Source organism: Mucilaginibacter boryungensis (assembly GCF_015221995.1).
In the GTDB taxonomy this organism is placed as follows: Bacteria; Bacteroidota; Bacteroidia; order Sphingobacteriales; family Sphingobacteriaceae; genus Mucilaginibacter; species Mucilaginibacter boryungensis.
In genome coordinates, this window is the sequence record NZ_JADFFM010000001.1 from 202,519 (window position 1) to 229,089 (window position 26,571).

Here is a 26,571-nt window from a genome sequence, read left to right on the forward strand (position 1 = left end):
ACGCGCTAAAAAATGTCAGCATCAAACACCACCATACCCATAGTTGTAGTTACCGACGAGCATTATGTTATTTTGCTGGGTGTACTGCTAAAATCTATCGAGGCTAATCACAAAACCGGCGAAAAGATACATGTGTATGTAGTAGAGGATGGTGTTAAAAAAAGCAGTCAAAAGAAAATACATGCCACCGTTAATCCGGATATGTTTACCATATCATGGGTAAAAATGGAAGATGCCGTTGCGGGTGTTAAGTTACCAATTGACCATACTTCCTTCCCGCTTACTACTTATATGCGTTTATTTATCCCCAACATTGTCCCACCAGGCACTAAAAAAGCTTTGTTTTTAGATGTGGATATGATTGTGCTGGAAGACATAAGCAAACTATGGAACGAAGACTTGGGCAATTACGTAATAGGCGCCGTGCAGGACCCGCGCCTGCTTACCGTTGATAACGAGTGGGGGGGTATATTTAACTACAAAGAATTGGGCTTGGAACCTAAAACCAAATATTTTAACGCGGGCCTGTTAGTAGTAAATATCCCGCTGTGGACCGAACAAAGCTTAACCCAGCGCATTATTGATTGCGTTAACAATAATATTAAGTTTGCCAATTATCCCGACCAGTATGGGTTAAACGTGGTGCTGGCCAACCAATGGCACGAATTAGATACCCGCTGGAACTATTTTGCATCCGGCGATTTGAAGGATCCTTATCTTATTCATTTCGTATCGCGTAAGCCAATTTATACTACTTATACCAACAATCCGTACTATAAAGAGTTATTTGATAACTACCAAAAACTTACGCCATGGAAAAACGTAAAACCAATTGGCGAGTTAAACCGGTATATTAAGAAGCTTGATAACGTTTGGGTAAAAATTAAAAAGTTATTTTAGTTGCACCTTATTATCAACCGCTGCTGATTTATATTTAAACTACAATAGCAATGAATGCCTTTAGTAACCCCAAATGGCTTGATAAATATACTTTTAACTATAAAAGTATTGATGAGATACCCGATACGGTGTATAACGCTATTAATAGCAAGCTGGATAATTTGCTAAGCGAGACACCCGAAGTAAGTATTACCATTGCTGCCTGGAACGAAGAGGTGAATATGCTGCCTACCATTAGCTCACTTGCCGATAGCAGCACTAAAATTCCATTTGAAATTATTGTAGTAAACAACAACTCTACCGACAGGACACAGGAGGTATTGGATAAGTTGCATATTAAAAGTTTTCAGCAACCTATACAAGGTTGCGGCCCTGCGCGCCAGGTGGGCCTGGAACAAGCTAAAGGCAAATATATTTTAACGGCTGATGCCGATTGTATTTACCCCCCGGGTTGGATTGATGGTATGATAAATGCGCTTAAAGAATCCGGCGTGGTTTGTGTTTATGGCAGATACTCGTTCATAGCAAACGATCATGCACCTCGCTGGAAGCTGTACCTTTATGAAAAAATGAAGGACGTGATTGCCGAGGTGCGCCAGCAAAAACGCCCATATTTAAATACCCTGGGTATGACCATGGGGTATATACGTGAATATGCCTTAAAGGTAGGCTATGTAATGCAGCACATACGCGGCGAAGATGGGCGCTTAACTTTTGACCTGATGCAGTTTGGCAAAGTAAAACAGGTGAAGGATGATAAATACCGCACCTGGACAGGTACCCGCACCATCGATCAGGATAAAAGCTTGTTTAGGGCTATTTCCACCCGCGTAATTGGCGAACTGAAAAATTTAACCAGCTATTTAAAGCCCCATCCGCCGCACGATACCAAAACGTCAAAAAATTAACGGGCAGCAAGCATCATTATTAAGATATAGCCCTTACATTTAGGTTATAGTTATACATTTTATGCATATATAAAACACGCTTCAATTGGAAATAAAGCCACTTTTTAAAAACAAGCAATTCCTGTCTCTTGCGGGCAATGTTATTATGTCAATGTTAAACATTATAACTACCAGCATTTTATACCGCCATATGGCTAAGGAAGAGATTGGCGTTTGGTTTTTTTTTCAAACCACCTTTATTTTAATCGATACTTTCCGCACCGGGTTTTTACAAACGGCTTTTGTTAAGTTTTATGCGGGTGCCCAACCCGAACGGGCCGAAAACATTTTAGGTAGTACGTGGTACCTGGGGTTATTAATTACAGGCATTGTTTTTCTGATAAATATACCCGCTTTCTTTTTGCTTAACTACATAGATAACCTGGGTATAATTGAAGTAATTAAATGGACCACCATTACCTTTGTTTCTACCTTACCTATTGTAATGGCTACCTGGTTATTACAAGCACAGGCACGCTATGCCGAGATACTATACATCAGGGCGGTTAACCAGGCATCGTTCATTATATTTGTTATCACGCTTATTCTTTCTAAGCACATTACTTTAAATATGGTGTTTATTACCAATGTGCTAAGTTGCTTACTAACCTGTATTGTTATATTTTCATGCCGTTGGTCGGGTTTTAAGAGTGTAACAAAACAAACCCGCGGATCTGTAAAAGAACTATTTCATTTCGGTAAATTTAGTGTGGGCACCAGTATCAGCGCCAATCTGCTGCGCAGTTCTGATACGTTTATAATAAATTTTACCTTAGGGCCCGGCGCTATAGCCATTTACAATATTTCGCAGACGCTGACAAACTTGATTGACATTCCTTTGCGCAGTTTTGTAACCACAGGCATGACGTCTTTGGCGGCCGCGCAAAACAATAATAAAAAAGAAGAGGTAGAGTATATTTTTAAAAAATACGCCGGTGCACTAACCATTATATTTATCCCGGTTATAATAGGCGGTTTTATATTTGCCGATGTAGCCGTAAGCCTTATCGGCGGAGGTAAATATGTAGGCACGCCTGCGGCCAATATTTTCAGGATCTTTATGATCTTCGCGTTTTTTATCCCGTTGGACAGGTTCATCGGTGTAACGCTGGATGTTATTCATAAGCCAAAGTATAATTTTTATAAAGTGTTAATTATGCTGGCCATTAACGTAGTGGGCGATTTTGCAGGGATTTACTTTATGCATAGTATTTACGGTGTAGGTATTGCCAGTATTCCTACTTTTGTGTTTGGTACCGTAATAGGTTATTTCTCGCTAAAACGGTTCCTTAATTTCGATCTTACCTCCATATTTAAATTGGGCTATACCGAAACACGGATATTGATACAGACCGTCCGTAACAAGCTTGGCCGGACCAGAGAAATATAGTAATTAACCCGCTAACCAACAGCAGACATGTACGGTAGTGTTGATTGCAGTTTTATTCACCATCCAAACTGGATAGAGCGCCCCTTATTTACTGATGGCCTAAAAACAGATACAATTTATATATGGAAAGGCAATATTACGACCCTGCTTAGCTTTTATGAGGTTTGCAGCAACCTGCTGAATGATGCTGAGCGCGCAAAAGCCTCTACTTATCATCAGCAGGCCCATCAGCAGCGCTATGTGCTGCAGCATGGCATATTAAGGTGTTTATTAAGCTGGTATTTAGGTAGCCCCGCAGCAAATATTGCTTTTACCTTTAATCCTAACAAAAAACCTTATTTACTGAATAGCAACATCCCTTGCTATTTTAGCCTTTCCTACTCGGGGCCGGAAATACTGATAGCCATTAGCGATAGGGAATTAGGAGTAGATATTGAACGCATTAACCAGCAATTTGAATACCGGGATATTGCGGCCCAATATTTTAGTGCAGCCGAAGTAGCTTTTATTAACAAAGCCGATAGCCCCATTGAGGCATTCTTTTTATTGTGGACCAGGAAAGAAGCATTATTAAAAGCATGGGGCAGCGGGATTGATGATAATTTACCCGCCATACCCGCATTAAACGGAACGCATAACTCTGCGAACGCATCCGAGAACACAAGTTGGCTAACTGAAAGTTTTAATGCAGGTACCGATATTATAGCAAGCGTAGCTTACGCATCGCCTAAAAAGGAAACGGCTTTTAGTATGTTGGATACAAAATTAATAACGGCATTGCTCAAAGGTATACATAACTGCTATTAAGCCAGGTTAATAGTTACTGTAAATATACTTTGTTTACTTGATGGGTTGTATTGGTATACAAATGAATTGCTGGCGCGGCAAATAATAACCAGGCCAAAATGTTCAGATATATCGGTAAGGATCACATCATCGACAGGGTAGCTTTCTGTATAAAAACTTAGGTTATAAGGGGCGGTTACTTTGGCAAACAGGCCGTTTAATGCATCGGCGTATATGGTTATTGTAGTGTCAACTAGGTCGGTAAAAGGCCATTCGGCCGAAGGATTGGTGATATGAAAGGGGTCCCCCTCGTCTATTTTTTTTATAGTTAAAGCATCGTCGGTGATATTTAATTCCAGTCCTGTTACGTTCCCGGTGGTATGCTTAATGCTGTTGGTAAGCAGTTCGGTGACAATTACGCGGGTTTTAAAAGAAAGTTCCTCTTCTTTTTCAAGCGAATGTTGTTCAATAAAAGCTACTACACCCTTCAGAAAAGGATATATCGTTTCCACTTTGTTATTGAATGTAAATAGATGTTTCACCGTTTGTTTATTATAAGGTGTTATTTATATCAGCAATAGCCTCTGATTCATTAGTATATATTTTAAAAACTTTATCCAGTCTTATCAGGGTAAATAAGTCGGATATATCTGCCGCAAGGTTTATTACGGCAATATCTGTTTTATTAGCTACCGCGTATTTCAATGATGAAACCATTGCCCCTAAGAACGAACTGTCTACATATTGAACTTTACTAAAATCGATCAAAATATTTTTAGGTTTTTGGTCTATTAGGGTCACCATCTCTGCTTTTAACAGTTCAGATTGTGAAAGGTTGGCCTCGGGCACCAGTATTTCTGCCACCAGGGTCCCGTTATTATTATGCGTGTTTAATATCATATCAAATCTTTTTGCAAAAACACAAAACTACAATCATCTACTTGTTCCTGTGCTTTTTTTATTAAAAATTCACTTGCTTTTAAATGATCAAACGTATCCGGGCTGCCTAAAAATGGTGAAACCGCCTCTTCAAACAATTTATAATCCGATTTTTTTCGCCCTCCGGTTTCAAAATCAATAATACCATCGGTTATCATAAGCAGTTGGTCGCCGGGGTTTAGCGGTAGTATATATTCATCAAAATCACCATCCTGTCGTAACCCTAATAATAACCCGTCAGATTGTATCCTGCTGGCTTTCCTTTCAGGTTTATTATAATACAGCAAAGGCAGGTCACCAGCGCCCGAATAACTTATCTGCGATAATTGGGTATCCAGCATTACCAATGATAAGGTGGATAACACCTCGCTTACTACAGGGTCATGATGTACTACCAGGTTTATTTTTTGCAAAATGCTTTTGGTAGACAGGTCTCCTTCAAAGATACACAATCTTACCGCGGCGCGTATATAACTTAAAAACCCGAATGAAAAGAACCACGCGCCCCATTTTTTGCCCATTACATCGCCCAATACAATAAAAGTATAACGGTCATCAACCTGTATAAAGTCAATAAAATCGCCGCCAGGGTAGTTTTGGTAGGGCTTATGCCAAAAATCAACCCTAAAGCCATTCAGTACAGGTTTTTTTTGCGGTACCGAATTTAAATTAAGCGCAATTGCCGCACGGCTCAACTCGCTGATAGAACGCTCGTGCTGCTCGCGTATGGCGTTTAAAACATTGGTTATTTTAGCTACAATAACCGGAATGGGCACATCTTTAATAATATAATCAATGGCGTCCATATTCATGCCCTGCTGCATCAGTTCCGCATCATTCATTGATGTTAAAAACATGAAAGGGATATGGTTGTACTGGCCGTTTTCGCGCAGCTGCTGCCTGAATTCAAACCCATTTACCTCGGGCATGTCATAATCAGAAAGGATAATATCGGGGATATCTTTGCTTAACAACTGCATTGCCTGCTTAACCGATTCGGCTTTTTGACAAATAAACCCCTCGCGGTTAAGGGCCCGGCTCATTACTTCTAAAACAAGCGTATTGTCATCAACCAATAAAACTTTATGCTGTACTGCCATAACTGATGATTACGATTTCGGCTTCTTCATAATAGCATTAGCAAAAAGATATATCCCCGTTAATACAATAAGTAACGATAGCACGTCCATTATAGTAACCCCATCATTAGGGTTAAAATAAAAAAGAGTGAACATTTCAAAGTTAGGTGGGGCTGGCATAATGATCATCCCCAGGCCAAGTAACATCATTACAATGCCGATGATGATGATCAGGCCTTTGTTTATTTTTTCCTGTATCAGGTATTTTTTTGCAGTTGTATTGTCAAGCTGATGCTGCGATAACAATAGCTCCAGGTCATCCATTAATTCCAGTCTGTTGGTAACGGTGTCAAGTTCGCGAAAAGCTTCTAACGACTTTGGTACCGATGCATTATCCAGCGCCTCGTTTATTTTACCCTTTATTTGGATAGCCTGTTCTATGTTAGGGGGATTCTTCCTCAACAGTTCAACCAACTCGTTGACTTTAGCCTCTATCAATGGCGCATTATCCATTTCTTTATGTGTAATTAAATATTGATATTAAAGGCTTAAATTTTCAATAAATATAGTAAGGCATTTTAATAAATGTATTTTAGTGTCAACTTATAAATGAAAAAAGTTTCCATTGTTACAGTCAATTTTAATCAGCCCGAGGTAACCAGGGAGCTGCTGCTATCGATTGAAAAAGTAAATACATACAATAATATTGAAATTATTGTTGTTGATAATGGCAGCAAAACCGGCCCGGTAACCGAGTTGGTAACACAGTTTCCTGCCGTAAAGTTTCTATCCAGCAAAATAAATTTAGGTTTTGCCGGGGGAAACAATATTGGTATACATGCGGCCACCGGCGATTATTTTTTTTTGGTAAATAATGATACTGAATTTACCCCCGGTTTGGTAGAAAAACTTGTTGCTATATTAGACCAGCATCCGCAGGTAGGCATGGTATCGCCCCGGATAAATTATTTTGATGATAAAACATTAATACAATACGTAGGCTATACCCCTATGCAGTTTTACACTATGCGCAATGGTACGGTAGGCCAGTTTAGCCGAAACAACGAGGAGTATGAACAGGTTACCGGCCCTACAGCCTACGCCCATGGTGCCGCTATGATGGTAAAGCGGGAGGCTACCAATAAAGCAGGATTGATGTTTGAAAACTACTTTTTATATTACGAGGAGATGGACTGGTGCGAACGTATTAAACGCGCGGGCTATGAAATATGGATGCGTGGCGATGCACTTATCTATCATAAAGAATCAATCTCGGTTGGGAAAAACAGCTGGCTAAAAGAATACTTTATGAACCGCAATCGCATTTTATTTGCGCGCCGCAACGCCCCTGCCTTTGCCGCTTTTATATTTTATATTTATTTTATGGTATTGGTAGCGCCTCGAAATGTACTTAAATATATAAAGGAGGGCCATAAAAATTTTACCAGCTACCTGCTTAAAGCTATATGGTGGAATATAACCCACAAAAAAGACAGTGCCGATTTAGGCATTAAGCTGCAACAATAATTTGATAAGCACGGGTTAAGATTATAACGGTAATTATAAAAGAGCTGATTAAACAATAAATACATGGAGATACTGTTTTGGATAAGTTTGTTTATGGCCTTTTACACCTATGTAGGCTATGGCATACTGCTGTTCATCATCATTAAAATAAAACGGGCCATACGCGGGCGTAAAGTGGTAGCCGATGCAAATTATGCGGAACTACCCTTTTGCACACTGGTAATTGCGGCTTATAATGAGCAGGATATCATCCGCGAAAAAATTAACAATACGCTTGCGCTGAAATATTCGGAAGGAAAGCTTAAGGTGATTTTTGTTACAGATGGCTCATCAGATAAAACACCTGATATTATTGCCGGATACCCGCAAATCCAATTATTGCACCAACCCGGCCGCTCGGGCAAAATAGTGGCTGTGCACAGGGCCATGACTTTTGTGGATACAGAGATAGCAGTGTTTACCGATGCCAATACCATGCTGAACGAACAGGCGATGTTAAAAATATGCCGCCATTATGCCGATAAAACAGTAGGCGCGGTAGCGGGTGAAAAACGGGTGAAAATTGAAGAAACTGATGACGCCAGCGCGGCTGGGGAGGGCTTTTACTGGAAGTACGAGTCGGCGCTTAAAAAATGGGATTCAGAACTGTATTCTGTTGTAGGTGCCGCGGGGGAACTATTTAGCGTAAGGCGGGAATTATATAAACCTGTACCGGACGATACCATACTGGATGATTTTATGATATCCATGTATATAGCGCGCGATGGTTACCGGATAGTGTACGAACCGGATGCCTATGCCACTGAAACCGCATCTGAGAACGTGGGTGAAGAATTAAAACGTAAAGTGCGGATAGCTGCAGGCGGGATACAATCTATTATGCGCTTGTTAAGTTTGTTCAATATTTTTAAATATCCGCTGCTATCGTTCCAATATATTAGTCACCGGGTTTTACGGTGGACGGTTACCCCATTTTTTATGATACTGGCTTTTGTTTTGAATGCGGTAATTGTTGCCGGGCCGGGCGGCCTGATATATAACCTTTTAATGCTGGGGCAAGTGATGTTTTACCTGTTGGCCTTATTGGGCCTGATTATGGAAAAACGGCAAATACGTATTAAGGCGCTATTTGTACCTTATTATTTTTGTGTAATGAACTATGCTGTGCTGGCTGGTATTATCCGTTATTTTAAGGGTAAGCAAAGCGCAGTCTGGGAAAAATCCCAGCGCAAGGGTTAACAATGCCTACAAGGTTCATAAAGCGTCGGCCATTAATCATACCGTACAGACCGGGTTAACCGGGCGTTTACTTCCAGTTGTCCAGTAATGAGTATCTTGCTTCTGTTTGGGATACTGTAGGTTTACACACTACGTCGATGATCATTAAATTAGGCGAACCACTTTTATAAGTATCCCATTTTTCCAGGCCTTTCCCATTTGGGTTTCCGCTTTTAATAAAGTTTGCAAAATAGTTTTGCATGGTTTCCGAAACCTGGTAATCATCCCGTGTCCAGGCGTACACCTTATTAGTTGCCAGGTTGCCCAGCGCGTATTCAATTTCAGCCGAATGCACCGCGCCGGGACTGTTATTTGGTTTCCCATCGGCATAGGCCGGTCGTTTGTGCGTATAATAATAACGATAAACGGGCTGCCCGCTGGTTTTACTTTGCATATCAATAAACTTCCAGGTACTAAAGGCTATAAATTTGTCCGATGCCAGTTCGGTGGCTACCCGGCTAACATCCGCATCGGTAGCGGGTGCATATACTTTTAAAATATCAGCTGCACGGTTACCATATTGTTTTTGTACTGCCGCTGTATAGTTAGCTAAGTTGGGTTCATCTTTACCCAGAATGGCGGTGTAGCCACCCTCGGCCGAATTCCAACCAGCTAATAACGGCACATGCATTTGTTTTCCGGCGGCGAAAATGGTCTGCGGCTGTTCCGGTAAAAAATAACCGTCGATAGTCGCTCCGAAACGTGCTTTGGCTGATATTTCCAGCAATTTATCAGCCGGAATTTTGCGCAGGTCTGCAAGCGAAGTTGCGCCTGTGGTCATAGCAAATTTTTCGCCGTTTTGCTCGGCAGCTGCTAATGGCATAGGGGAGAGGTTGCCCAATAAAGCCCCGCTTTCGCCTATAGCCCCGGCAAACAAACCTTTTGACAGTGGGGAAGCCACTTGCCCGCTCACAGACATGGAACCCGCCGATTCACCACCAATAGTTACCCGTTTTGGATCACCGCCAAAAGCAGCTATATTTTTTTGTACCCAAACTAATGCGGCATGCTGATCAAGCAAACCATAATTCCCCGATGCATGGTTAGGTGATTCTTTAGTTAATTCGGGGTGCGCCATAAATCCGAATATGCCCAGACGATAATTTACCGTAACAGTGACTATCCCGCGTTTAGCCAATGCTTCGCCATCGTACCGGTATTCAGAACCATCGCCAGCGCTAAAACCGCCGCCGTAAAAGTATACAAGCACAGGCAATTTTTCATGGTTGGTTGTAGCGGGCGTCCAAACGTTAAGGTACAGGCAATCCTCGCTAACGCCCGCGCTGCGAAATTGCATATCGCTGTAAATGAAACGCTGCATAGCCTGCGGCCCAAAGTGATCGGCTTTGCGCACGCCGCTCCAGTTTTGCGGTGCCTGTGGTTCTTTCCAGCGTAAATCGCCAACTGGCGGTTGCGCAAAGGGAATGCCTTTGAACGATCGTATACCGCTTGCCTCTGTAATACCTTGTAATGTTCCGTTCGCTGTTTTTACTACAGGGCCTTGGGCATTAGCTTTAGCTGTGATTACAATGATTAAGAGCAGGCATGTTTTTTTCATAGGTACATCGTTTAAAAGATGGTTTTATTGGGTATAACAAACTTAATATTTATACCTCACTTTTAGTATGCCGTTATATAGTTTAACTTAGTCCTATCAATATTATTTAATTTAATGAAACAAGGCCTGTATCTTTTATTTGTATTCGCACTGGTTTGCTTTTCCTGTAATCAGCACCCAAAATCATCAGCGCAGGCAAATGTTGCTGAACCTATTGACATTGTTAAACCGGTAATGGTAAAAATACCCGGCGGCACTTTTAATATGGGCACAAACGACCCTTCGTTTCCTGACGCCAAACCAGTACATGCTGTTACGGTTGATCCGTTTTTGATGGACGAACACGAGGTGACCAACGCCGAATTTGAAGCGTTTGTAAACGCTACCCATTATGTTACAGTAGCCGAGAAAACACCGCTGGCTAAAGATTATCCCGGTGTGCCTGCCGAAAACCTGGTAGCAGGTTCGGCGGTTTTTACACCGCCGACGCAACAGGTTGATTTAAACGACCCCGGCCAGTGGTGGGTTTATGTGCATGGCGCTAACTGGCGACACCCTAAGGGCCCGCAAAGTAACGCGGCCGATCACCCGAACAATCCGGTGGTGCAGGTATGTTATGAAGATGCATTGGCTTACGCTAAATGGGCTGGTAAACGCTTGCCAACCGAAGCCGAATGGGAATTCGCGGCCAAAGGGGGTAAAGGCGACCATGTATATTACTGGGGCGACGAACTGAAACCCGGTGGCAAATTTGTAGCCAATATATACGAAGGAAATTTCCCCGACCATAATACGGCTGAGGACGGCTTTGAAGGAGTAGCGCCGGTAAAATCGTTCCCTAAAAATGGGTATGGTTTATATGATATGGATGGTAATGTGTGGGAATGGTGCAATGATTTTTACCGGCCCGATTACTATAGCAAAAGTCCCAAACTAAACCCGCAAGGCCCTATAGATAGCTATAACCCCGACGAACCTGGTACTGTTTGCCGTGTGCAGCGCGGCGGTTCATTTTTATGCAGCGATCAGTATTGTATCCGCTATAAAGCCGGCAGCAGGGGCAAAGGCGAGGTAAAAAGCGCGTCGGATAATTTAGGGTTTAGGTGTGTGGAGGATATTAAATAAATAGTATTATTCTATAAAAAGGAAGCTGTTAAAATATGCTTTAAATAACAAAGCCACCATTCAATTTGGTGGCTTTGTTGCTTAAACTGGTAATTAGATCTGAGTATCACTATCAAGATCGTCATCGTTTAGGTCTTCAGTGCTGAAACCTGGCTCGTTGCGTTGTGAGCCGGAATTGCTGCGCGAAGCTTCCTGGTCGTGGTAACCCATGTCACTTCCCGATTGCTGTTCCTGCTGATTGCCGCGGTTACTGTCCTGCTGGCCCTGGCTGGAATTCCAATCCTGGTTTTGCGAACTCCTGTTACCAGAGTTGCCCATGTCGCCACCTGTGCTGCCCATGTTACCGCTTGATTGCTGTTCCTGCTGGTTGCCGCTGTTACTGTCTTGCCGGCTCTGGCCTGAATCGCGGTCCTGGTTTTGTGAGCTGCTGTTGCCCATACTGCCCTGGCCCGAATTAGCTTGTTGTTCCTGGCCGCTGTTGCTGCCCATGTTTTGCTGATTGCCTTGTTGGCTGTTTTGATCTTGTGAACCAGAACGCTGATTCTGATCGTCGCGATTGAACGATCCTCCGTTATTGTTTTCCATAATGTATATGATTTATTTGGTAAAGGAATAACAGGGCGGGTTGTAAATTTGTTTCTTAAAAGTTAAAAATATTTATTTAACCTGCGGTTGATATCTTGCCGGGCGGCCATATCAACTATACCGATGGCAGCTTCCAATTGCGCCGTATAGCGATAATACGAATGGTGCATACCACTATAATAGCAATGGCTTCGGCAATAAATTTATCGGTGCACATCAGCAATAATATATAACAACTACCGCCGGCAATGCAGGCCGTGGCGTATATTTCCTTGCGAAAAAGGACAGGTATTTCGTTAATTAAAATATCGCGCACTACGCCGCCAAAGCAACCGGTAATAGTGCCAAGGGCAATACAGGCACCGGGGTTCAGGTGGGCGTTCAACCCTTTCTGTATCCCAATAATGGTAAACAGCCCTAACCCTAATGCATCAAACAAAAACAGGGTGATCTTTAAATTCTTAACGTACTTTTTAAACAGGATGGTGACAATAGTAGTGCCCAGAATGATCAATGGCGTCTTCATATCGCGCATCCAGGCTACGGGCACATTGCCAATTAAAATATCACGTAATGTACCGCCGCCTATAGCGGTTACAAAGCCCAGTACAAACACCCCGAAGATATCCATACGCTTTTGCATAGCCGAAAATGCGCCAGATACGGTGAAGGCAACTGTGCCCAGTAATTCAATAATGGCCGGGAAATTATCGTTCATTTAAAATTGGTTGATAATGATTGGTTATTCAAATATAAAACTCCTCATGTCATTTCGACGAACTAAAGGGGTTGAGTGTGGGCGTGAGGAGAAATCTTCTATAGGAAGCCGGCTGCACTTGGAAGATTTCTCCTCGTACCTCATTCGAAATGACATTACTTTATTGTAACGTCTCTCATCCATAGTTTATATCAATACCAATTAATTTCGATCAAACCCTTTGCGGTATTTTTTCAAAGCACGACAGATAGAGCGGGCAATTTCTTCCTGCCCCTCGTCCGAATTCAGGTACTTCTCTTCGGATGGGTTATTGATAAACCCGGTCTCTACCAGTACCGATGGCAGGGCGCTGTGGGCCAGCACCAGTAACCCTTGTTCGTGCACACCCTCGCTGCGGCGGTTATCGTGTTCAACAAATTCTTCGTTTACCAGCTTCCCAAATTTGATGCTCTGGTCGCGGTAGGTTTTCATATACATGTTCAGCATAATAAAATAGGCGGGGTCGTTGCCTTTATAGCCTTCGTATTTTTTGCTGTAATCCTTTTCCTGGTAAATAGAGGCATTCTCGCGCAAGGCTTCCAGTTGTTCGCCCTTGCGGTGGAAACCGTAAACCAACAACAGGGTGCCTTTGCGACTGCCAGTCCGCTCGGGCGATGAATTGCAGTGAATAGAAATAAACAAGTTGGCCTTATTGCGGTTGGCAATGGCTGCGCGTTCCTGCAGTTCTACAAACTTATCGGTAGTGCGGGTCATAATTACGTTTAACGATGGCATTTCATCTTTAATGATATCCCGTAGTTTTAAGGCAATGGCCAGCGCTACATTTTTTTCCTTTGCCACTTCGCCATGCGCGCCAGGGTCTTTACCGCCGTGCCCCGCATCAATCACAACCGTTTTAAACTTAAATCCAGGGCCGCTGTCATCATCACCCTGGTTTTGCGCTTCGGCACGGGCATTACCTATAAAAAGCGCGCCCAGCAAAAATATAAGGGTTAAAACCTGGGATTTGAAGCGGGTAAATATTTGCAGCATAGCTTAATAGCGAATGGATAATTAAAATGTTAATCAATACGATTAAAAGTTTGCAAGCCGCAAATATACATGCTGCAACCATAGCCTTTTATTAAACTTTTAAACGTTGGCAAACTTTAATTATAGACTGACTAATGGGCTTAAAGTTAATAGCAATGGCCTGCTTTATTTTGCTGTTATCATAATTGCGCTCCACACTGGCGCTTCGCGCCGCTACCTTATCAATAGCTGGGGCACCACCGCGTATGGCTGCCCATAAGGCCGCGCCGCGCCAGGCCAGTTCCATCATCCAGGGTTTGGCTTGTTTGGCAGGTGCGGGCAGGTTAAAGCCGCGGGCTATCTCGGTCACTATATTTTGGTAAGGCCGGTTTTCTGCATTAATAATATAGCGTTGTTCGGTAATGCCGCTTTCCATTAACATGATCATGCTTTTGGCCACATCCTCCACATCCACAAACCCAATGCTGCCCGATGTATAATATTTCAGGCCCTTACGCACAGTTTCAAACAATTGCCCGCTGCCTGCAGTACCTGCGTTGGGGCCAATTATTATAGTTGGGTTTACAATTACGGCATCTAACCCTTCGGCAATGCCGCGCCATACTTCCATTTCACTCTCGAGTTTTGATGTCGCGTAACCGTCATGGTCGCCGGTTTGGTCAAGGTGATGGTTCTCGTTAATCATTTCGCCTGGCTTGGCCTCGCCAATGGCTGCTACCGAACTTACATGTACCAGGCGGACGCCGTATTGCAGGCACAAATTAACCACATTAGCTGTACCCTCAACATTGGTACGTATCATCGGGTCCTTATCGGCCTGTTTTAATGATACCCAGGCCGCGCAGTGATATACCTGGGTTACGCCTTCAAATGCATCTTCAAGGGCTGGGTGGTCCATCATGTCGGCATCTACCCAATCAATCATATTCCCGTAAGGAAGCAACAGATCAGGAATAACAGACGAAGCCCGCTTAGTACAACGGATACGTTTGCCTTGTTCGGCAAGTTGTTTGGCCACTTCCGACCCAAGAAACCCCGTAGCACCTGTTATTAGGATCATAAAAATGTGCAAATATGCAGATGTGCAAATGTGCAGATAATTTTTTGATGTACTAATGCCTAATTCTCATCAGCATTATCCTTCATTTGCACATCTGCATATTCGCATACCTGCACATAATTTGCACATCTGCATATTTGCACATCCGCACATTATCTTACATTTGTAAGCATATGTCTTTGTCAGATTTTTTTTCGCCGGTCGACTTAAAAAAGATCGTCCCTAAAACTGGGTTTTACACCAGTCATATGGGGAGTAAAATAGAATCCTATTCGGTTGATTTCCCCGATCTGGAGGCCGACAAAATAGACATAGCCATTATAGGTGTGCTGGAAGACCGTAACGCTGTGGGTAACCCCGGCTGCGCGCTGGGTCCCGATTATGTGCGCGAGAAATTATACTTGTTGTACGAAGGGAGCTATAAAACCAAAATAGTGGACCTTGGCAATATTAAACAAGGCGCCAGCATTACCGATACCTATTTCGCACTAAAAACGGTTGTTGCCGAACTGATAAAAAAAGATATACTCCCGTTGATTATCGGCGGCGGGCAGGACCTTACCTATGCCCAATACCTGGCTTACGAGGAACTGGAACAACGGGTTGACCTGGTTGTGATAGACCCGCGTTTTGATTTGGAAGATGATTCGGTTGCCGAAACTATTGAAACCACATCTATATCCTACCTGAACAAAATTTTTCTGCACGAGCCTAATTACCTGTTCAACTTCAGCAATTTGGGCTATCAAACTTATTTTGTGAACCAGGATAGCCTGCGTGTAATGGATAAGCTTTATTTCGACACTCATCGCCTGGGCGAATTAAGCGGGGAAGTGGCAGTTGCCGAACCGGTTATCCGTAACGCCAGTATGATCAGTTTTGATATAGGCGCTGTCCGTTCGTCCGACGCTATGGGCAATGCCAACGCTACGCCCAACGGTTTTTATGGAGAAGAGGCTTGTCAGCTGGCGCGTTATGCGGGCTTTAATGATAAGCTGACTTCGATAGGCTTTTACGAGTTTAATCCGGCTTATGATAGTAACGGACAAACCGCCACGTTACTGGCGCAGATGATATGGTATTTTATTGATGGTTTTTATAACCGCAAGCGCGATTTCCCGCTAAACCCCAAATCGCAATACCTGATCTATAAAACCAGTTTGAAGCACAACGAGCATGAGCTGGTATTTGTGAAAAGCAAAAAATCAGACCGCTGGTGGATGCAGGTGCCTTACCCTACGGGAGGCTCGCAAAACGAGCGCTTCCACCTGGTGCCCTGCCGGTACGACGATTATAAAATAGCCGTATCGGGCGAAATGCCCGACCTTTGGTGGCGCACTTATCAAAAGTTAAACTGATAGTGTAATAAGCATCTTACAATAATATGGCTGATTACCAGCAGCCAAACCATAATTTTAACCCCTTATTATACGTTAGTAAGATTTATATTTAATTCATGAAGAAATTATTTTTCTATATACTGGCTTTTGTGCCCCTGTTGGCCAGTGCGCAGGACGATTTTGTAGTTACCGCGCAGGTGGGTAAACTAAACACACCCGCCAAAGCCTATTTGCTTTACCAGTTAGGTGCTAACCGTGTCCTTGATTCGGCCGCTATTATTAACGGCACCTTTGTAATTAAGGGGCGTGTACTAAACCCTGTTGGGGCTATATTGGTAATAGACCGTGCAGGCGTTGGTATTAACAAACTTGACCGCAGTTCGGATAACCTGAGTTTTTATCTTGAAAAAGGAGAGATCAATATCAGCACTGCCGATTCGGTTTCCAAAGCGCAAATAACAGGTTCGAAAATTAATGAGGATAATAAAGCCCTTACTGCTAAGTTAGCCCTGGTAAATAATAAAGCCAAAGCCGTAGCAGCCGAAGCTAAAGCTGTTCCGCAGGAGAAGCAGCAATCGGCCGAATTTCAAAACAGCCTGCAGGCTAAATTAAAAGCCCTGCAAACCGAACAGGAAGGCGTTTTAAAAACCTACATCAGGGAAAATTCTAATAGTTATTTAAGCCTGCTGGCGCTAAGCTCGTTAGGTGGGCCCTCTGCCGACCCAAAAGAGCTGGAACCGCTTTATACAGGCCTTTCTGATGCGTTGAAAAGTTCGGAAGCGGGGTATGCCATGAAAATCTCTATTGATGAGCTTAAATCGACAGCGATAGGGGCTATCGCTCCAGATTTTACACAAAATGATGCTGATGGCCACCCTATTAAATTATCATCATTCCGTGGCAAATATGTGCTGATAGATTTTTGGGCATCATGGTGCGGCCCGTGCCGCCAGGAAAACCCCAATGTAGTGCGCGCTTATAATAAATACAAAGGGCAGAAGTTTACCATAATTGGCGTATCGCTTGATCGTCCTGATGGTAAAGCCGACTGGATGGCTGCTGTGAAAAATGATGGGCTTACCTGGACCCAGGTATCCGATTTGAAATATTGGAATAATGAAGCCGCGGCCCTGTATTTTGTACGTTCTATCCCGCAAAACTACCTGATAGACCCGGATGGGAAAATTGTTGGCAAAAATTTGCGCGGCGCCGACCTGGAAAACAAACTGGCCAAAATTTTTGGGAAAATATAAGCAAACCATTATCTTGCATATGATATAATACCAAACTTAATCTTTGCGGATATGAAAAAATTAATCATTACTATACTTGCCGGCCTGCCGGCATTTGTTTTTGCACAATCGGCCTATACCATAAAAGGCAAGGCGGGCAGCATTGGCGCCCCGGCCAAAGTTTATTTAAGCTATGTAGTTGACAAAAAGCCGGTTGTGGATTCAGCTAACATTGTTAACGGTAACTTCGCTTTCGCGGGAGCTGTTAAGGATTTAACACCAGCCTCGTTAACGCTGGATTATAAAGGCGCTGGTTACATGAACCTTAACAGGAAAGTTAAACAGGATGTGATTAGCATATATCTTGAACAAGGAACTATAAGCCTGAATAGCCCTGATTCCTTAGCAAAATCAACAGTTACAGGTACCCGTACCAACCTGGAAAATGCAGAGTACAAAGCATATATGAAACCGGCCACTGATAAAATGACCATGTTAATGGCCGAATATAATGCAACCCCTGCGGAAACTAAGAAGACCAAAGAATTTGACGATGCTTTTATGCCAAGATATAATGCGGTGCAAAAAGAACAAAGTGAACTAACGAAATCGTACATTAAATCTCATCCCGATTCGTACCTGAGTTTGGTGAACTTAAACAGTGTGGGTGGTGCTTATCCGGAATATGCCGAGATGGCACCGTGGTTCAACGCTTTATCTGAAAGGGTGCGCAATACTACTACAGGTAAAACTTACGCGGGCCGTTTAGAAAAATGGAAACTGGTTGCGCTGGGACAAATGGCCCCTGAATTTTCACAGGCCGATACCAGTGGCAAAATGGTTAGCCTGTCATCATTTAAAGGTAAGTACTTGCTGATAGATTTTTGGGCTTCATGGTGCGGCCCTTGCCGTGCAGAGAACCCTAACGTGGTTAAAGCTTATAATAAATACAAAGATAAAAACTTTACTATCCTGGGGGTATCGTTAGATCAGCCGGGAGATAAAGCCAAGTGGCTGGCTGCTATCCATAAAGACGGACTAACCTGGACGCACGTATCTGATCTTCAATATTGGAACAATGCAGCATCAACTGCTTATGGCGTACAGGCTATCCCTCAAAACTATTTGTTAGACCCGACAGGTAAAATTATCGGTAAAAACTTACGCGGTAAGGACCTGGAAGATAAACTGGCGCAGATATTTGACAAAATATAATTGCTGACATTGCTAAACAAAAAGCCCGGTGCAATTAATTGCACCGGGCTTTTTGTTTACTGTAAAATCGGTTTGCACAAAATAAAACCTGTATGGCGTTGATGCGTTACTCTTTATAAAAACGAAAGAATATATGCTTCAATATATTAATGATTTGCCACCCCATGTAGTGGGTATACGCGCCACGGGCGAAGTAACCAAAGACGACATGGAAAAAGTACTGATCCCCCGCATTGATGAACTGGTAGCCCGCCAGGGTGAAATTAATTATTTACTGGTACCGCAAACTGATGTGGGCAACTTCACCTTAAGTGCCTGGTGGGACGACCTTAAACTGGGTTTGAAAAACTTTACCAAATGGAACAAAATAGCCGTGGTTACCGACCAAAAGGGTGTGGAATGGTTTAGTGATGTGTTCCGGTTTTTTGTCCCGGGAAAATCAAAGGGCTTTGCTTTGAATGAACTGGATGAAGCGGTGGCGTGGATCTCGGCAAAAGAATAATTTTAGTAGGGTATGGACGACCTGTCAGCAAGTAAATTCTTTTCCGGTACAAGCGGATTGGTATTGCCGGTACCTAACAAACAGGCATATCCGGTAGAGTTTCAGGATCAGCCCCGCCTGGCTTTTTATGCGTCGTTATTTAATAGTATCGAGATCAATAGCTCGTTCTATAACCCGCCCATGGGTAACACGGTTGCTAAATGGAGCAGTATAGTGCCGGATAATTTCAGGTTCACTTATAAGCTGTGGCGCGATATTACACATAACAAGGAACTGGTTTTTAATCCGGACAATATTTTCCGGTTTATGGAAGTTATTAACCGTGCGGAAGCAAAAAAGGGCAGCCTGCTTGTTCAATTCCCGGCATCTGTAAGGGCGGACAAGGTACCGCAACTGGAAAATCTGCTTAATTATATCAGGCAGGCTGATCCGGATATGCAATGGCAGACGGCGGTAGAGTTTCGTCATGCATCCTGGTATCAGGACAGCACCTACTATTTACTGGACAAATATGGCATGGGGATAGTACTGCATGATATGCCGGCATCGGCCGCGCCGCTAATGGAAACCGAAGCCAATTTTATATACCTCCGTTTTCATGGCCCTAATGGCGGCTACCGGGGCAGTTATACCGATGATTTTTTACAGGAATACGCGACTTACATACAGGATTGGATGGCCGATGGCAAAACCGTATATGCCTATTTTAACAATACCATGGGCAGCGCTATCGATAATCTTATCAGCCTGAATAAATTTGTAGCGGGCAATTTTTTTTAATACCACTGTTAGCCAGGTTTGGCACATTTTTGGCATTACAGGTAATATGAAAGTATTAAAATTGAATTCGCAACATCGCTTAACAGCAACCGAAAAATTTATTAAAGCGGTACTGAAAGACAATCTGGATGCTTTTAAAGCTACCAGCAGGCAATTTTTACGCAACAACCAGGTTTATTTCCCTAATAACACGGGATTAATTGCCTGATCAATATATACGTTACCTATTGAAAACATGCAAGCAGCGCTTCTATAACAGATACGCTGCTTGTTTTTTTGCCCTATGTTTTAGCAATAACAGTGTAGGATAAATCGTCCAAATGGCGTATTGCCGGTGTCTGTTTTTCTGATCGTTTTTTATTTAGTATGAGGATAAAACATTAACCACATTTTGTTGGTTATTATTAAGCATCTATCAATATCAAAATGAAAACTAAAAGTTACATCACATATTATTGCTTTAATAAAGCGTGCCATGGGTCTGTATATTTTAGTGATACGATACGTGTGGACGAGCTACCCTTAACCATTACTACTTTAACTGAAAACCATTATTGCGAGTTATGCCATTCGCGGATGATATCTATCGCTGATATTGAAGTTAAACTGGCGGTCAGCCAGATCGAGCCCCAATCTTCCCGGGTTTTGCATTATTAAGATAATAGCTATGAAAGTTATTACAGCAATGACGGAATGCCCTAAAGGCAGTAACCATAAATTAGATTACGACCCCCAAACCAACCGTTTTAAACTTAGTAAAATATTGCCCGCAGGGCTGAGTTTCCCATTCGATTTTGGTTCGATACCCGGCACCAAAGGCGAGGACGGCGACCCGCTGGACATTATTATTATATCCGAGACCACCAGCTTCCCCGGCTGCCTGATAGATTGCCGTATTATTGGCGGCATACAAGCCCTGCAAACCGAACGCGATGGTAAAACCGTTCGTAACGACAGGTTTATAGGTATACCCGAGGTTTCCCAGTTGTATGCTGAGGTTGATGAGTTGGAACAACTGTCCGAAAACATACTAAACCAGCTGGAAGCTTTTTTTAAAAACTATAATAAGCAGGCCGGTAAGCAATTTGAAGTATTGGCACGGCTGGATGCCGCAGCGGCCTACCGCTTAATAGACAGTTGATTTGAAGTGCCCGGAACGAGATTCGAACTCGTACATCCTTACGAATGCCACCCCCTCAAGATGGTGCGTCTACCAATTTCGCCACCCGGGCTTGTTTTAAAGTACAAAGTCTTAAGTTGTTAGTCATAAGTCAGTGCCGACTTTTTAGACTTTTAACTTAAGACTTTCGACTTAAAGGGATGTGCCCGAAGAGAGACTCGAACTCTCAAGAGACAATTCTCAACGGCTTCTGAGACCGCAACGTTTACCAATTTCGCCATCCGGGCCTGAAATAGCTCAAGCGCATTTTTAAATGCTGTCTTTTGCTTAACAAGGGTGCAAATATAAATCTTTTCTGCAATAACCGTTTAATAAAATCGCTAAAAAATCAGCGTTATTTTGCGTTAAGCCTTGTAAAAGCTACCTTAGTTTCCTTATCAAATCCCAATTGCTATGCGCATCATCTGTAACGTAATCCTGCCTGTTGTATTGCTGTTTTGCACCAGTTCAATTAAAGCGCAAACCATCACCTTATTGCAGCAGGGCAAGCCAACCAGCATCCGCGGCCTATCCGTTGTAGATGATAAAACGGCCTGGATAAGCGGCAGCAAAGGGTATATAGCGCAAACTACCGACGGCGGCAAAACCTGGAACTGGCAACAGGTGAAGGGTTACGAACAGTTCGACTTCAGGGATATCGAAGCATTTTCGGCTAAGGAGGCCATCATCATGAGTTCGGGCACACCGGCGGTTATTTTAAAAACTACCGATGGCGGCACTACCTGGGAGCTGAAATATAGCAATAGCGATAAAGCTTACTTTTTAGATGCGATGGATTTTGCCAATAAAAAGCACGGCTTTATTTTAGGCGACCCGATAAATAATAAGTTCCTCGTGCTGGAAACCACCGATGGCGGCAACAGCTGGCGCCCCCTGACTACCCAACCCGATGCGATGCCCGGCGAGGCGGCGTTTGCAGCCAGCGGCACATGCCTGCGGGTATATAAAGGGCAAATTAGCATAGTAACCGGCGGGAAAGTTGCGCGTTGGCTAAGCAGCCCTACTAACAACACCAAATGGACATCGGCATATTTGCCGGTTAAACACGGGGAGGGCAGCCAGGGCGCTTTTTCTATAGATGAAACAGGGAAGGTAGTTACCGGCGGGGACTACTCGCACGATAAAGTTACGGATAGTACGGCCTGCCTGTTTGATATTACTACGGCGGGTTATTTAAATAGCATTCGGCTCAGCAACACATTCCCGGCGGGTTACCAATCATGCGTGGAACATATACATGATGACGTTTATCTGTCAACAGGTACGCCGGGCAGTAACATAAGCACAGATGGCGGCCGCAATTGGCAGCCCATAGACAACGTGAGTTATAACGTTTGCCGCAAAGCCAAAAAAGGAAACCTGATACTACTGGCCGGCGACAAAGGCAAAATAGCCATTTTTACACCCGCGAAGAACTGATGCCGGAAACTGCAGTGAACAGGTTGGATTAAAGCGCAAGTATACGGCGCCCTGGTCAGCGGTGCATACTTGCGCCAGATGGGTGGCTTTACCGTTAAGCCATAGAGTGCAAGCCTATCAGGTTCCCTTCGCTATCTTCAACCAGGGCTATAAACCCAAAATCGCCAATATTCAGTTTCGGGCGCAATATCCTACCGCCCGCGGCTTCAACGCGGCTTAGTTCATCATTAATTTCCGCCGAATCAAAATATACCAAGGTGCCGCCCGCGCCGGGTTTCACCTCGTCCATTTTAACCAGGGCGCCGGCAATGCCGTTTACCCCAACCGGGAAAGTAGCGTATTTCATTTGCGAATGCCTGTCGCTGCTCACCGGCAAATCGGTCAGTTCCAATTTAAACACATCGGTATAAAACTTTTTAGCCCTGTCGAAATCTGAGGTGTATATCTCGAACCAATTAATTACGTTGTTCATAGTTTCAGCTTTTAATTTCCGTTTAATACCGTCAAAATTAATTGCAGTGCAGAACAATGCACTTGCCATATGGCAAGAAACTAACCGGCCGAAATTTCTTTCCTGATCCTGCTTAGCGAGGTATCGGTAATGCCTAAATACGAGGCTATGTACTTCAGCGGCGATTGTAAAATAATTTGCGGCTTCCTGTCCATCAGGGTTAAATACCGCTCGGTAGCGCTAATGGTCAGCGCGTCTATAGACCGCTGCTTTAAAACAAATAGCTGGTTGGTTGCCCACGCCCGCCCCCATTCCCTAAAGCCTTCTATGGTAGCAAGCAGTTCCTGGAATGCATCATACTCAATTTTCCAGGCGGTGCCATCCGTTATGGCCTGGAAGTTTTCTTTCGAAGGGATCCGTTGGAAAAGTGAGAAGGACTCGATCAATATATCGCCCGGGCAATAAAATTCGGTAGTGATCTCGTTCCCTTCATAATCATACAAAAACGACCGGAATAAGCCTTTTTCGATAAGGTAAAACGCCTTAGCCGTGCTGCCAATTTTTAAAAGCGTTGCGCCACCCGCAAATGCTATTTGTTGGTGTGCTTTAGCAATTAGCTCATAGTCTTCCTTTTTTAAAGACGGGTGATTGTAAATTTCCCGGAAAAAGCTGGCCTCCATTAATGTAGATGATAATACGCGCTCCCTTTTGATGAGAGGGTGCGCTACAAATATCTGAATTAGATTTTTAAAGTAGATGAGTATGGATAGCGTTTGCTTAGTTACCACAAGCGGGGATGCTTGCGGTAGCGGAGGGATTATGGCGTTGCCCTGATAACCATCGGGGCCCGCGCTATTCGTTCATACGCCTGCAGGCCTTAGCCACAAGGCCGGTATCCACTGCTATCGCTAACGCGGGAGGGAGCTGACGGGTTCTGTGAATCATTACTCCGTCATTGCGAGGGACAAGCAATCTACCAATTTGTGTAATTGATTAAACACACGCGACACGCGTGCGCCAGCACGGAGGGCACAAATATCTGAATTAGATTTTATTAAATGTCAGAGACTTGCGGTAGGTTTTATTACTTGGTTACAAGTGGGTGTGTGCGGTAACGGAGGGAGAGTTAAATTTATTTAAACAATAAATAATGACTTTAATAAATTATTATTTTATTTCAATATTTGCCAAATTCATTTTTTTTCCGTTGAAGACCATTTCGCTTGTGCCATCATCGATTAACTTGTCATCTAAAAGTTTGCCGTGGAAATAATAAATAACGTCTCCATTATTCCAACGCACTTTAATGACGAATCCCGGTGGTATTTTAGAATATTGAAAGTTATAGACTCCTGTAAAAATTGGGAACCGAGAATTGGGGGCTACAGAACCAATATTGGTATTAAACTCAACTTCTTCTTGTTCTTCGGGTTTTAACGGAGGTCGACGTCCTACCCATCCACCTAATGTTCTAATTTCTCTTACATGTTTTTGTGTTGCTGCGCAACTAACATCATTAACTGTACATATAACATTTTGTAACGGATACTTACCTTTATTTTCAAGATCAACATTGATTGAATAGCTATCACCTATTAATTCAAAAGGTCTTTTAAAACAATTAATTAGAATTGTTGGCTTAGTATTACCCCCAGTCACATAATTGTTTAGCTCTTCCTGCATTTGGGCATTTTTTTTATATTGCTTTGATAATTCTTCAGCCTTCTCGAGGTTTTTATTTGTTATGTCATTAATTTTCTGTTGAAGTTCAATAGTTTGTCGTTGAAATTCAATCGTTTTTTTATCGTCTTTGTTCTTCTCACTCCAAGCTACTATCCCAGCAAAAATTGCAAGAACACCAGTTAGGGTTGAAAGGAAAAGCGACCAATTGATTTTACCAAGCATATCTACAAGAGGCATATTTATATGTTAATCAAATATTTATATACACTATCTACTCCAAGGTAAGGTATAAATAAATTTAAAAACGGTTAAAGTTAATTAGCAAGAATAGTAATTTAAACACAAAACCATTGTTATCGCAATCGCTTAGTTAGAGCAGTATTTATGCTCATTTGTTGTTATATGATAGGTTGGAGCTGGGGTGTTGTACTGATGATAAATATTAAGTCATACCCTTCAGTGATATTACCCCAAGTTGATTTCTCCAGTGTTATATAGTAACAACCGTGTTTAAATTTTAATTTTTTTAAGTTTATTAAGCTACTATTTAGTTTCAACGGTGGTTCTGAGCCTACAGCGACTTTGTAGAGGATGAGAGCTTTTTCACGAAACGTGATACCCAAAGATCCTATTTTTGGGGGCTCATACACCGTTAGACGTAGCTCTAGTTCATTTGCTACTAGCTTGGTACCGGTGACGCTATAATTAATCCCGTTGCCTGACCAATCCTTATCCAGTTTCAAATTACCTGATCTAGCAGCCCATTTTCCTTCATAAACAGGATCATAAAATGTCGGCCTTAACTTTTCGTCAGACAACAATTCTTTCGCCCAATAAGGTGACCAGCCCAACTGTGGCGGAACTGTTGGAGGCGCTTTTTCCAATTGCTGTTGTGCCTTGAAGTCATTGATAGTTGCTACAATTTCACCACGAGTTTGTGGGCGTGAAAGATTCCATCGGTTTACCCACCTTTTTAGCCCAGTCAAATCATTTTTAAACTTCAATATCGCTTGACGTTCGGCGAAGCGCTGCAATTTTTTGTTTTTCAACTTAAATCTCAACAACACAAATTGCTCTTCATAAACTATCCGTAGGGACAAAGCATATAAAAATGGAATAAAAATTAAAGTCAAATTTGGAACAAGTAAAATTTGTCGGAGTGTATCTATCGAAAGTAGGTCACGAATATGCTGAATAAATGAATAACTAACATGGCAAATCACAATAACGCCAGCGATCGTCCATATGAATTTAATAAGTTTATTAACTATTCCGGATTTAGTATCGCTGCGCGTGGCCCCTTGCATACCGGCTAATAAAACTGCCATGGGTATAATAAATAGTTCAATCCATAATGGGAATGGGTATTGACCTATTAAAAATTCAAAAACAATACCGAGTTTTAAATTTTCTTTAAGCATTTGCAAAAAAAAATGTTTGCCCTCGCTGATTTTACTCGCCTTAAACATGCTGACTGTTGCTGAAAATAACATATAAAATATTGTATCTTTCAGCAGTTCGGGAGTCCACAATCCAGCCTGATAAAAACCATAAATAAAGATTGAGATATAAACAACCATAGCCAATAACCAGATCATTATTTTCCAGACAAACAATGTTTTCAGGATATCCTTTAAGCTATTTCGAACGGAATCGATACATAAACCTACTATCATGGCTATTATTAACCATATACACAAAGCGATTTCTCTAGTATTAAAAATAGTATCCAACGTATTTATCAAGTTGATGTACGTCTCTAAATTATTATAAAAATATCAGCTTGAAGCTTGATATTGTAATAACACGACATTTGCAATGTCCTTTCACCTATGCTGGTGCACG

At 42.7% G+C, this 26,571-nt stretch carries 29 protein-coding genes and 2 tRNA genes; 16 read left to right on the top strand and 15 right to left on the bottom strand.

Features of this window, described 5'->3' with window-relative positions:
* Positions 1-12 precede the first annotated feature (12 nt).
* The 4 genes from IRJ18_RS00885 to IRJ18_RS00900 all read left to right on the top strand — a co-directional run bounded on the left by IRJ18_RS00885 (position 13) and on the right by IRJ18_RS00900 (position 4,044).
* Entirely contained in the window at positions 13-900 is an 888-nt protein-coding gene (locus IRJ18_RS00885) for a glycosyltransferase family 8 protein (protein WP_194104318.1), read from the top strand.
* Between the two features lie 50 nt (positions 901-950).
* Positions 951-1,808 carry a glycosyltransferase family 2 protein gene (locus IRJ18_RS00890; protein ID WP_194104319.1) on the top strand — a complete coding sequence of 286 codons (858 nt, stop codon included), beginning with the start codon at positions 951-953 and terminating at the stop codon, positions 1,806-1,808.
* A gap of 85 nt (positions 1,809-1,893) precedes the next feature.
* A complete protein-coding gene (locus tag IRJ18_RS00895) occupies positions 1,894-3,237 on the top strand; it encodes a lipopolysaccharide biosynthesis protein (RefSeq protein WP_228072464.1) in 1,344 nt (447 codons plus the stop codon).
* Between the two features lie 27 nt (positions 3,238-3,264).
* Positions 3,265-4,044 (top strand): 4'-phosphopantetheinyl transferase family protein, encoded by a 780-nt coding sequence (locus IRJ18_RS00900; RefSeq protein ID WP_194104321.1) that lies wholly within the window; start codon positions 3,265-3,267, stop codon positions 4,042-4,044.
* Here IRJ18_RS00900 and IRJ18_RS00905 read toward each other — a convergent pair.
* The 4 genes from IRJ18_RS00905 to IRJ18_RS00920 are packed head-to-tail and all read right to left on the bottom strand — an operon-like array spanning position 4,041 to position 6,554.
* The gene (locus IRJ18_RS00905) at positions 4,041-4,565 is read right to left on the bottom strand and encodes an ATP-binding protein (protein ID WP_194104322.1); all 525 of its coding nucleotides are present in this window, start codon (positions 4,563-4,565) and stop codon (positions 4,041-4,043) included. The genes IRJ18_RS00900 and IRJ18_RS00905 overlap by 4 nt on opposite strands.
* Before the next feature lie 10 nt (positions 4,566-4,575).
* Positions 4,576-4,923, bottom strand: a complete 348-nt coding sequence (locus tag IRJ18_RS00910; RefSeq protein ID WP_194104323.1) for an STAS domain-containing protein — start codon at positions 4,921-4,923, stop codon at positions 4,576-4,578.
* On the bottom strand, positions 4,920-6,062 hold the full coding sequence (locus tag IRJ18_RS00915; RefSeq protein ID WP_194104324.1) for a fused response regulator/phosphatase: 1,143 nt from the start codon (positions 6,060-6,062) through the stop codon (positions 4,920-4,922). The genes IRJ18_RS00910 and IRJ18_RS00915 overlap by 4 nt, the downstream gene beginning before the upstream one ends.
* Before the next feature lie 9 nt (positions 6,063-6,071).
* Positions 6,072-6,554, bottom strand: a complete 483-nt coding sequence (locus IRJ18_RS00920) for a hypothetical protein (protein ID WP_194104325.1) — start codon at positions 6,552-6,554, stop codon at positions 6,072-6,074.
* A gap of 96 nt (positions 6,555-6,650) precedes the next feature.
* Between IRJ18_RS00920 and IRJ18_RS00925 the strand changes: the two genes are divergently transcribed.
* Together IRJ18_RS00925 and IRJ18_RS00930 are read left to right on the top strand one after the other, a co-directional pair.
* Positions 6,651-7,568 (top strand): glycosyltransferase family 2 protein, encoded by a 918-nt coding sequence (locus IRJ18_RS00925; protein WP_194104326.1) that lies wholly within the window; start codon positions 6,651-6,653, stop codon positions 7,566-7,568.
* 63 nt (positions 7,569-7,631) lie between these two features.
* Positions 7,632-8,807: a glycosyltransferase family 2 protein gene (locus IRJ18_RS00930; protein ID WP_194104327.1), complete on the top strand. Its 1,176-nt coding sequence runs from the start codon at positions 7,632-7,634 to the stop codon at positions 8,805-8,807.
* 67 nt (positions 8,808-8,874) lie between these two features.
* Here the strand turns inward: IRJ18_RS00930 and IRJ18_RS00935 are convergent, their stop codons facing one another.
* Positions 8,875-10,404 (bottom strand): carboxylesterase/lipase family protein, encoded by a 1,530-nt coding sequence (locus IRJ18_RS00935; protein ID WP_194104328.1) that lies wholly within the window; start codon positions 10,402-10,404, stop codon positions 8,875-8,877.
* 114 nt (positions 10,405-10,518) lie between these two features.
* On the opposite strand from IRJ18_RS00935, the gene IRJ18_RS00940 reads away from it, so the two are divergent.
* Complete coding sequence (locus tag IRJ18_RS00940) at positions 10,519-11,529, top strand: formylglycine-generating enzyme family protein (RefSeq protein WP_194104329.1); 1,011 nt, start codon at positions 10,519-10,521, stop codon at positions 11,527-11,529.
* Positions 11,530-11,622: 93 nt separating this feature from the next.
* Here IRJ18_RS00940 and IRJ18_RS00945 read toward each other — a convergent pair whose 3' ends face one another.
* From IRJ18_RS00945 to IRJ18_RS00960, 4 genes are all read right to left on the bottom strand, one after another.
* Positions 11,623-12,114, bottom strand: coding sequence for a hypothetical protein (locus IRJ18_RS00945; protein WP_194104330.1), 492 nt, complete (start codon positions 12,112-12,114; stop codon positions 11,623-11,625).
* 115 nt (positions 12,115-12,229) lie between these two features.
* Positions 12,230-12,832: a trimeric intracellular cation channel family protein gene (locus tag IRJ18_RS00950; RefSeq protein ID WP_194104331.1), complete on the bottom strand. Its 603-nt coding sequence runs from the start codon at positions 12,830-12,832 to the stop codon at positions 12,230-12,232.
* 201 nt (positions 12,833-13,033) lie between these two features.
* A complete protein-coding gene (locus IRJ18_RS00955) occupies positions 13,034-13,864 on the bottom strand; it encodes an N-acetylmuramoyl-L-alanine amidase family protein (protein ID WP_194104332.1) in 831 nt (276 codons plus the stop codon).
* Between the two features lie 91 nt (positions 13,865-13,955).
* Positions 13,956-14,924, bottom strand: coding sequence for an NAD-dependent epimerase/dehydratase family protein (locus IRJ18_RS00960; RefSeq protein WP_194104333.1), 969 nt, complete (start codon positions 14,922-14,924; stop codon positions 13,956-13,958).
* Positions 14,925-15,097: 173 nt separating this feature from the next.
* On the opposite strand from IRJ18_RS00960, the gene IRJ18_RS00965 reads away from it, so the two are divergent.
* From IRJ18_RS00965 to IRJ18_RS01000, 8 genes are all read left to right on the top strand, one after another.
* Positions 15,098-16,282: a formimidoylglutamase gene (locus tag IRJ18_RS00965; protein WP_194104334.1), complete on the top strand. Its 1,185-nt coding sequence runs from the start codon at positions 15,098-15,100 to the stop codon at positions 16,280-16,282.
* 98 nt (positions 16,283-16,380) lie between these two features.
* Entirely contained in the window at positions 16,381-17,517 is a 1,137-nt protein-coding gene (locus tag IRJ18_RS00970) for a TlpA disulfide reductase family protein (protein ID WP_194104335.1), read from the top strand.
* 51 nt (positions 17,518-17,568) lie between these two features.
* Positions 17,569-18,711, top strand: coding sequence for a TlpA disulfide reductase family protein (locus tag IRJ18_RS00975; protein ID WP_194104336.1), 1,143 nt, complete (start codon positions 17,569-17,571; stop codon positions 18,709-18,711).
* Between the two features lie 133 nt (positions 18,712-18,844).
* Positions 18,845-19,213: a SpoIIAA family protein gene (locus tag IRJ18_RS00980; protein WP_194104337.1), complete on the top strand. Its 369-nt coding sequence runs from the start codon at positions 18,845-18,847 to the stop codon at positions 19,211-19,213.
* Between the two features lie 12 nt (positions 19,214-19,225).
* On the top strand, positions 19,226-19,993 hold the full coding sequence (locus tag IRJ18_RS00985; protein WP_194104338.1) for a DUF72 domain-containing protein: 768 nt from the start codon (positions 19,226-19,228) through the stop codon (positions 19,991-19,993).
* A 46-nt stretch (positions 19,994-20,039) separates the two neighbouring features.
* Entirely contained in the window at positions 20,040-20,201 is a 162-nt protein-coding gene (locus tag IRJ18_RS00990; protein WP_194104339.1) for a hypothetical protein, read from the top strand.
* 218 nt (positions 20,202-20,419) lie between these two features.
* Entirely contained in the window at positions 20,420-20,650 is a 231-nt protein-coding gene (locus IRJ18_RS00995) for a hypothetical protein (protein ID WP_194104340.1), read from the top strand.
* A 10-nt stretch (positions 20,651-20,660) separates the two neighbouring features.
* The gene (locus IRJ18_RS01000) at positions 20,661-21,134 is read left to right on the top strand and encodes an inorganic diphosphatase (protein ID WP_194104341.1); all 474 of its coding nucleotides are present in this window, start codon (positions 20,661-20,663) and stop codon (positions 21,132-21,134) included.
* A 7-nt stretch (positions 21,135-21,141) separates the two neighbouring features.
* On the opposite strand, the gene IRJ18_RS01005 is transcribed toward IRJ18_RS01000, so the two are convergent.
* Positions 21,142-21,225: transfer RNA gene (locus tag IRJ18_RS01005), tRNA-Leu, on the bottom strand.
* A 91-nt stretch (positions 21,226-21,316) separates the two neighbouring features.
* Positions 21,317-21,400, bottom strand: a tRNA-Leu gene (locus IRJ18_RS01010).
* A 166-nt stretch (positions 21,401-21,566) separates the two neighbouring features.
* On the opposite strand from IRJ18_RS01010, the gene IRJ18_RS01015 reads away from it, so the two are divergent.
* Positions 21,567-22,592 carry a WD40/YVTN/BNR-like repeat-containing protein gene (locus IRJ18_RS01015; protein WP_194104342.1) on the top strand — a complete coding sequence of 342 codons (1,026 nt, stop codon included), beginning with the start codon at positions 21,567-21,569 and terminating at the stop codon, positions 22,590-22,592.
* 94 nt (positions 22,593-22,686) lie between these two features.
* Here the strand turns inward: IRJ18_RS01015 and IRJ18_RS01020 are convergent, their stop codons facing one another.
* The 4 genes from IRJ18_RS01020 to IRJ18_RS01035 form a co-directional block, all read right to left on the bottom strand.
* Positions 22,687-23,064 carry a VOC family protein gene (locus tag IRJ18_RS01020; protein ID WP_194104343.1) on the bottom strand — a complete coding sequence of 126 codons (378 nt, stop codon included), beginning with the start codon at positions 23,062-23,064 and terminating at the stop codon, positions 22,687-22,689.
* A gap of 80 nt (positions 23,065-23,144) precedes the next feature.
* Positions 23,145-23,723: a Crp/Fnr family transcriptional regulator gene (locus IRJ18_RS01025; RefSeq protein WP_194104344.1), complete on the bottom strand. Its 579-nt coding sequence runs from the start codon at positions 23,721-23,723 to the stop codon at positions 23,145-23,147.
* Between the two features lie 487 nt (positions 23,724-24,210).
* Positions 24,211-24,963 carry a hypothetical protein gene (locus IRJ18_RS01030; RefSeq protein ID WP_194104345.1) on the bottom strand — a complete coding sequence of 251 codons (753 nt, stop codon included), beginning with the start codon at positions 24,961-24,963 and terminating at the stop codon, positions 24,211-24,213.
* 161 nt (positions 24,964-25,124) lie between these two features.
* The gene (locus IRJ18_RS01035; RefSeq protein WP_194104346.1) at positions 25,125-26,402 is read right to left on the bottom strand and encodes a hypothetical protein; all 1,278 of its coding nucleotides are present in this window, start codon (positions 26,400-26,402) and stop codon (positions 25,125-25,127) included.
* Between the last annotated feature and the right edge of the window lie 169 nt (positions 26,403-26,571).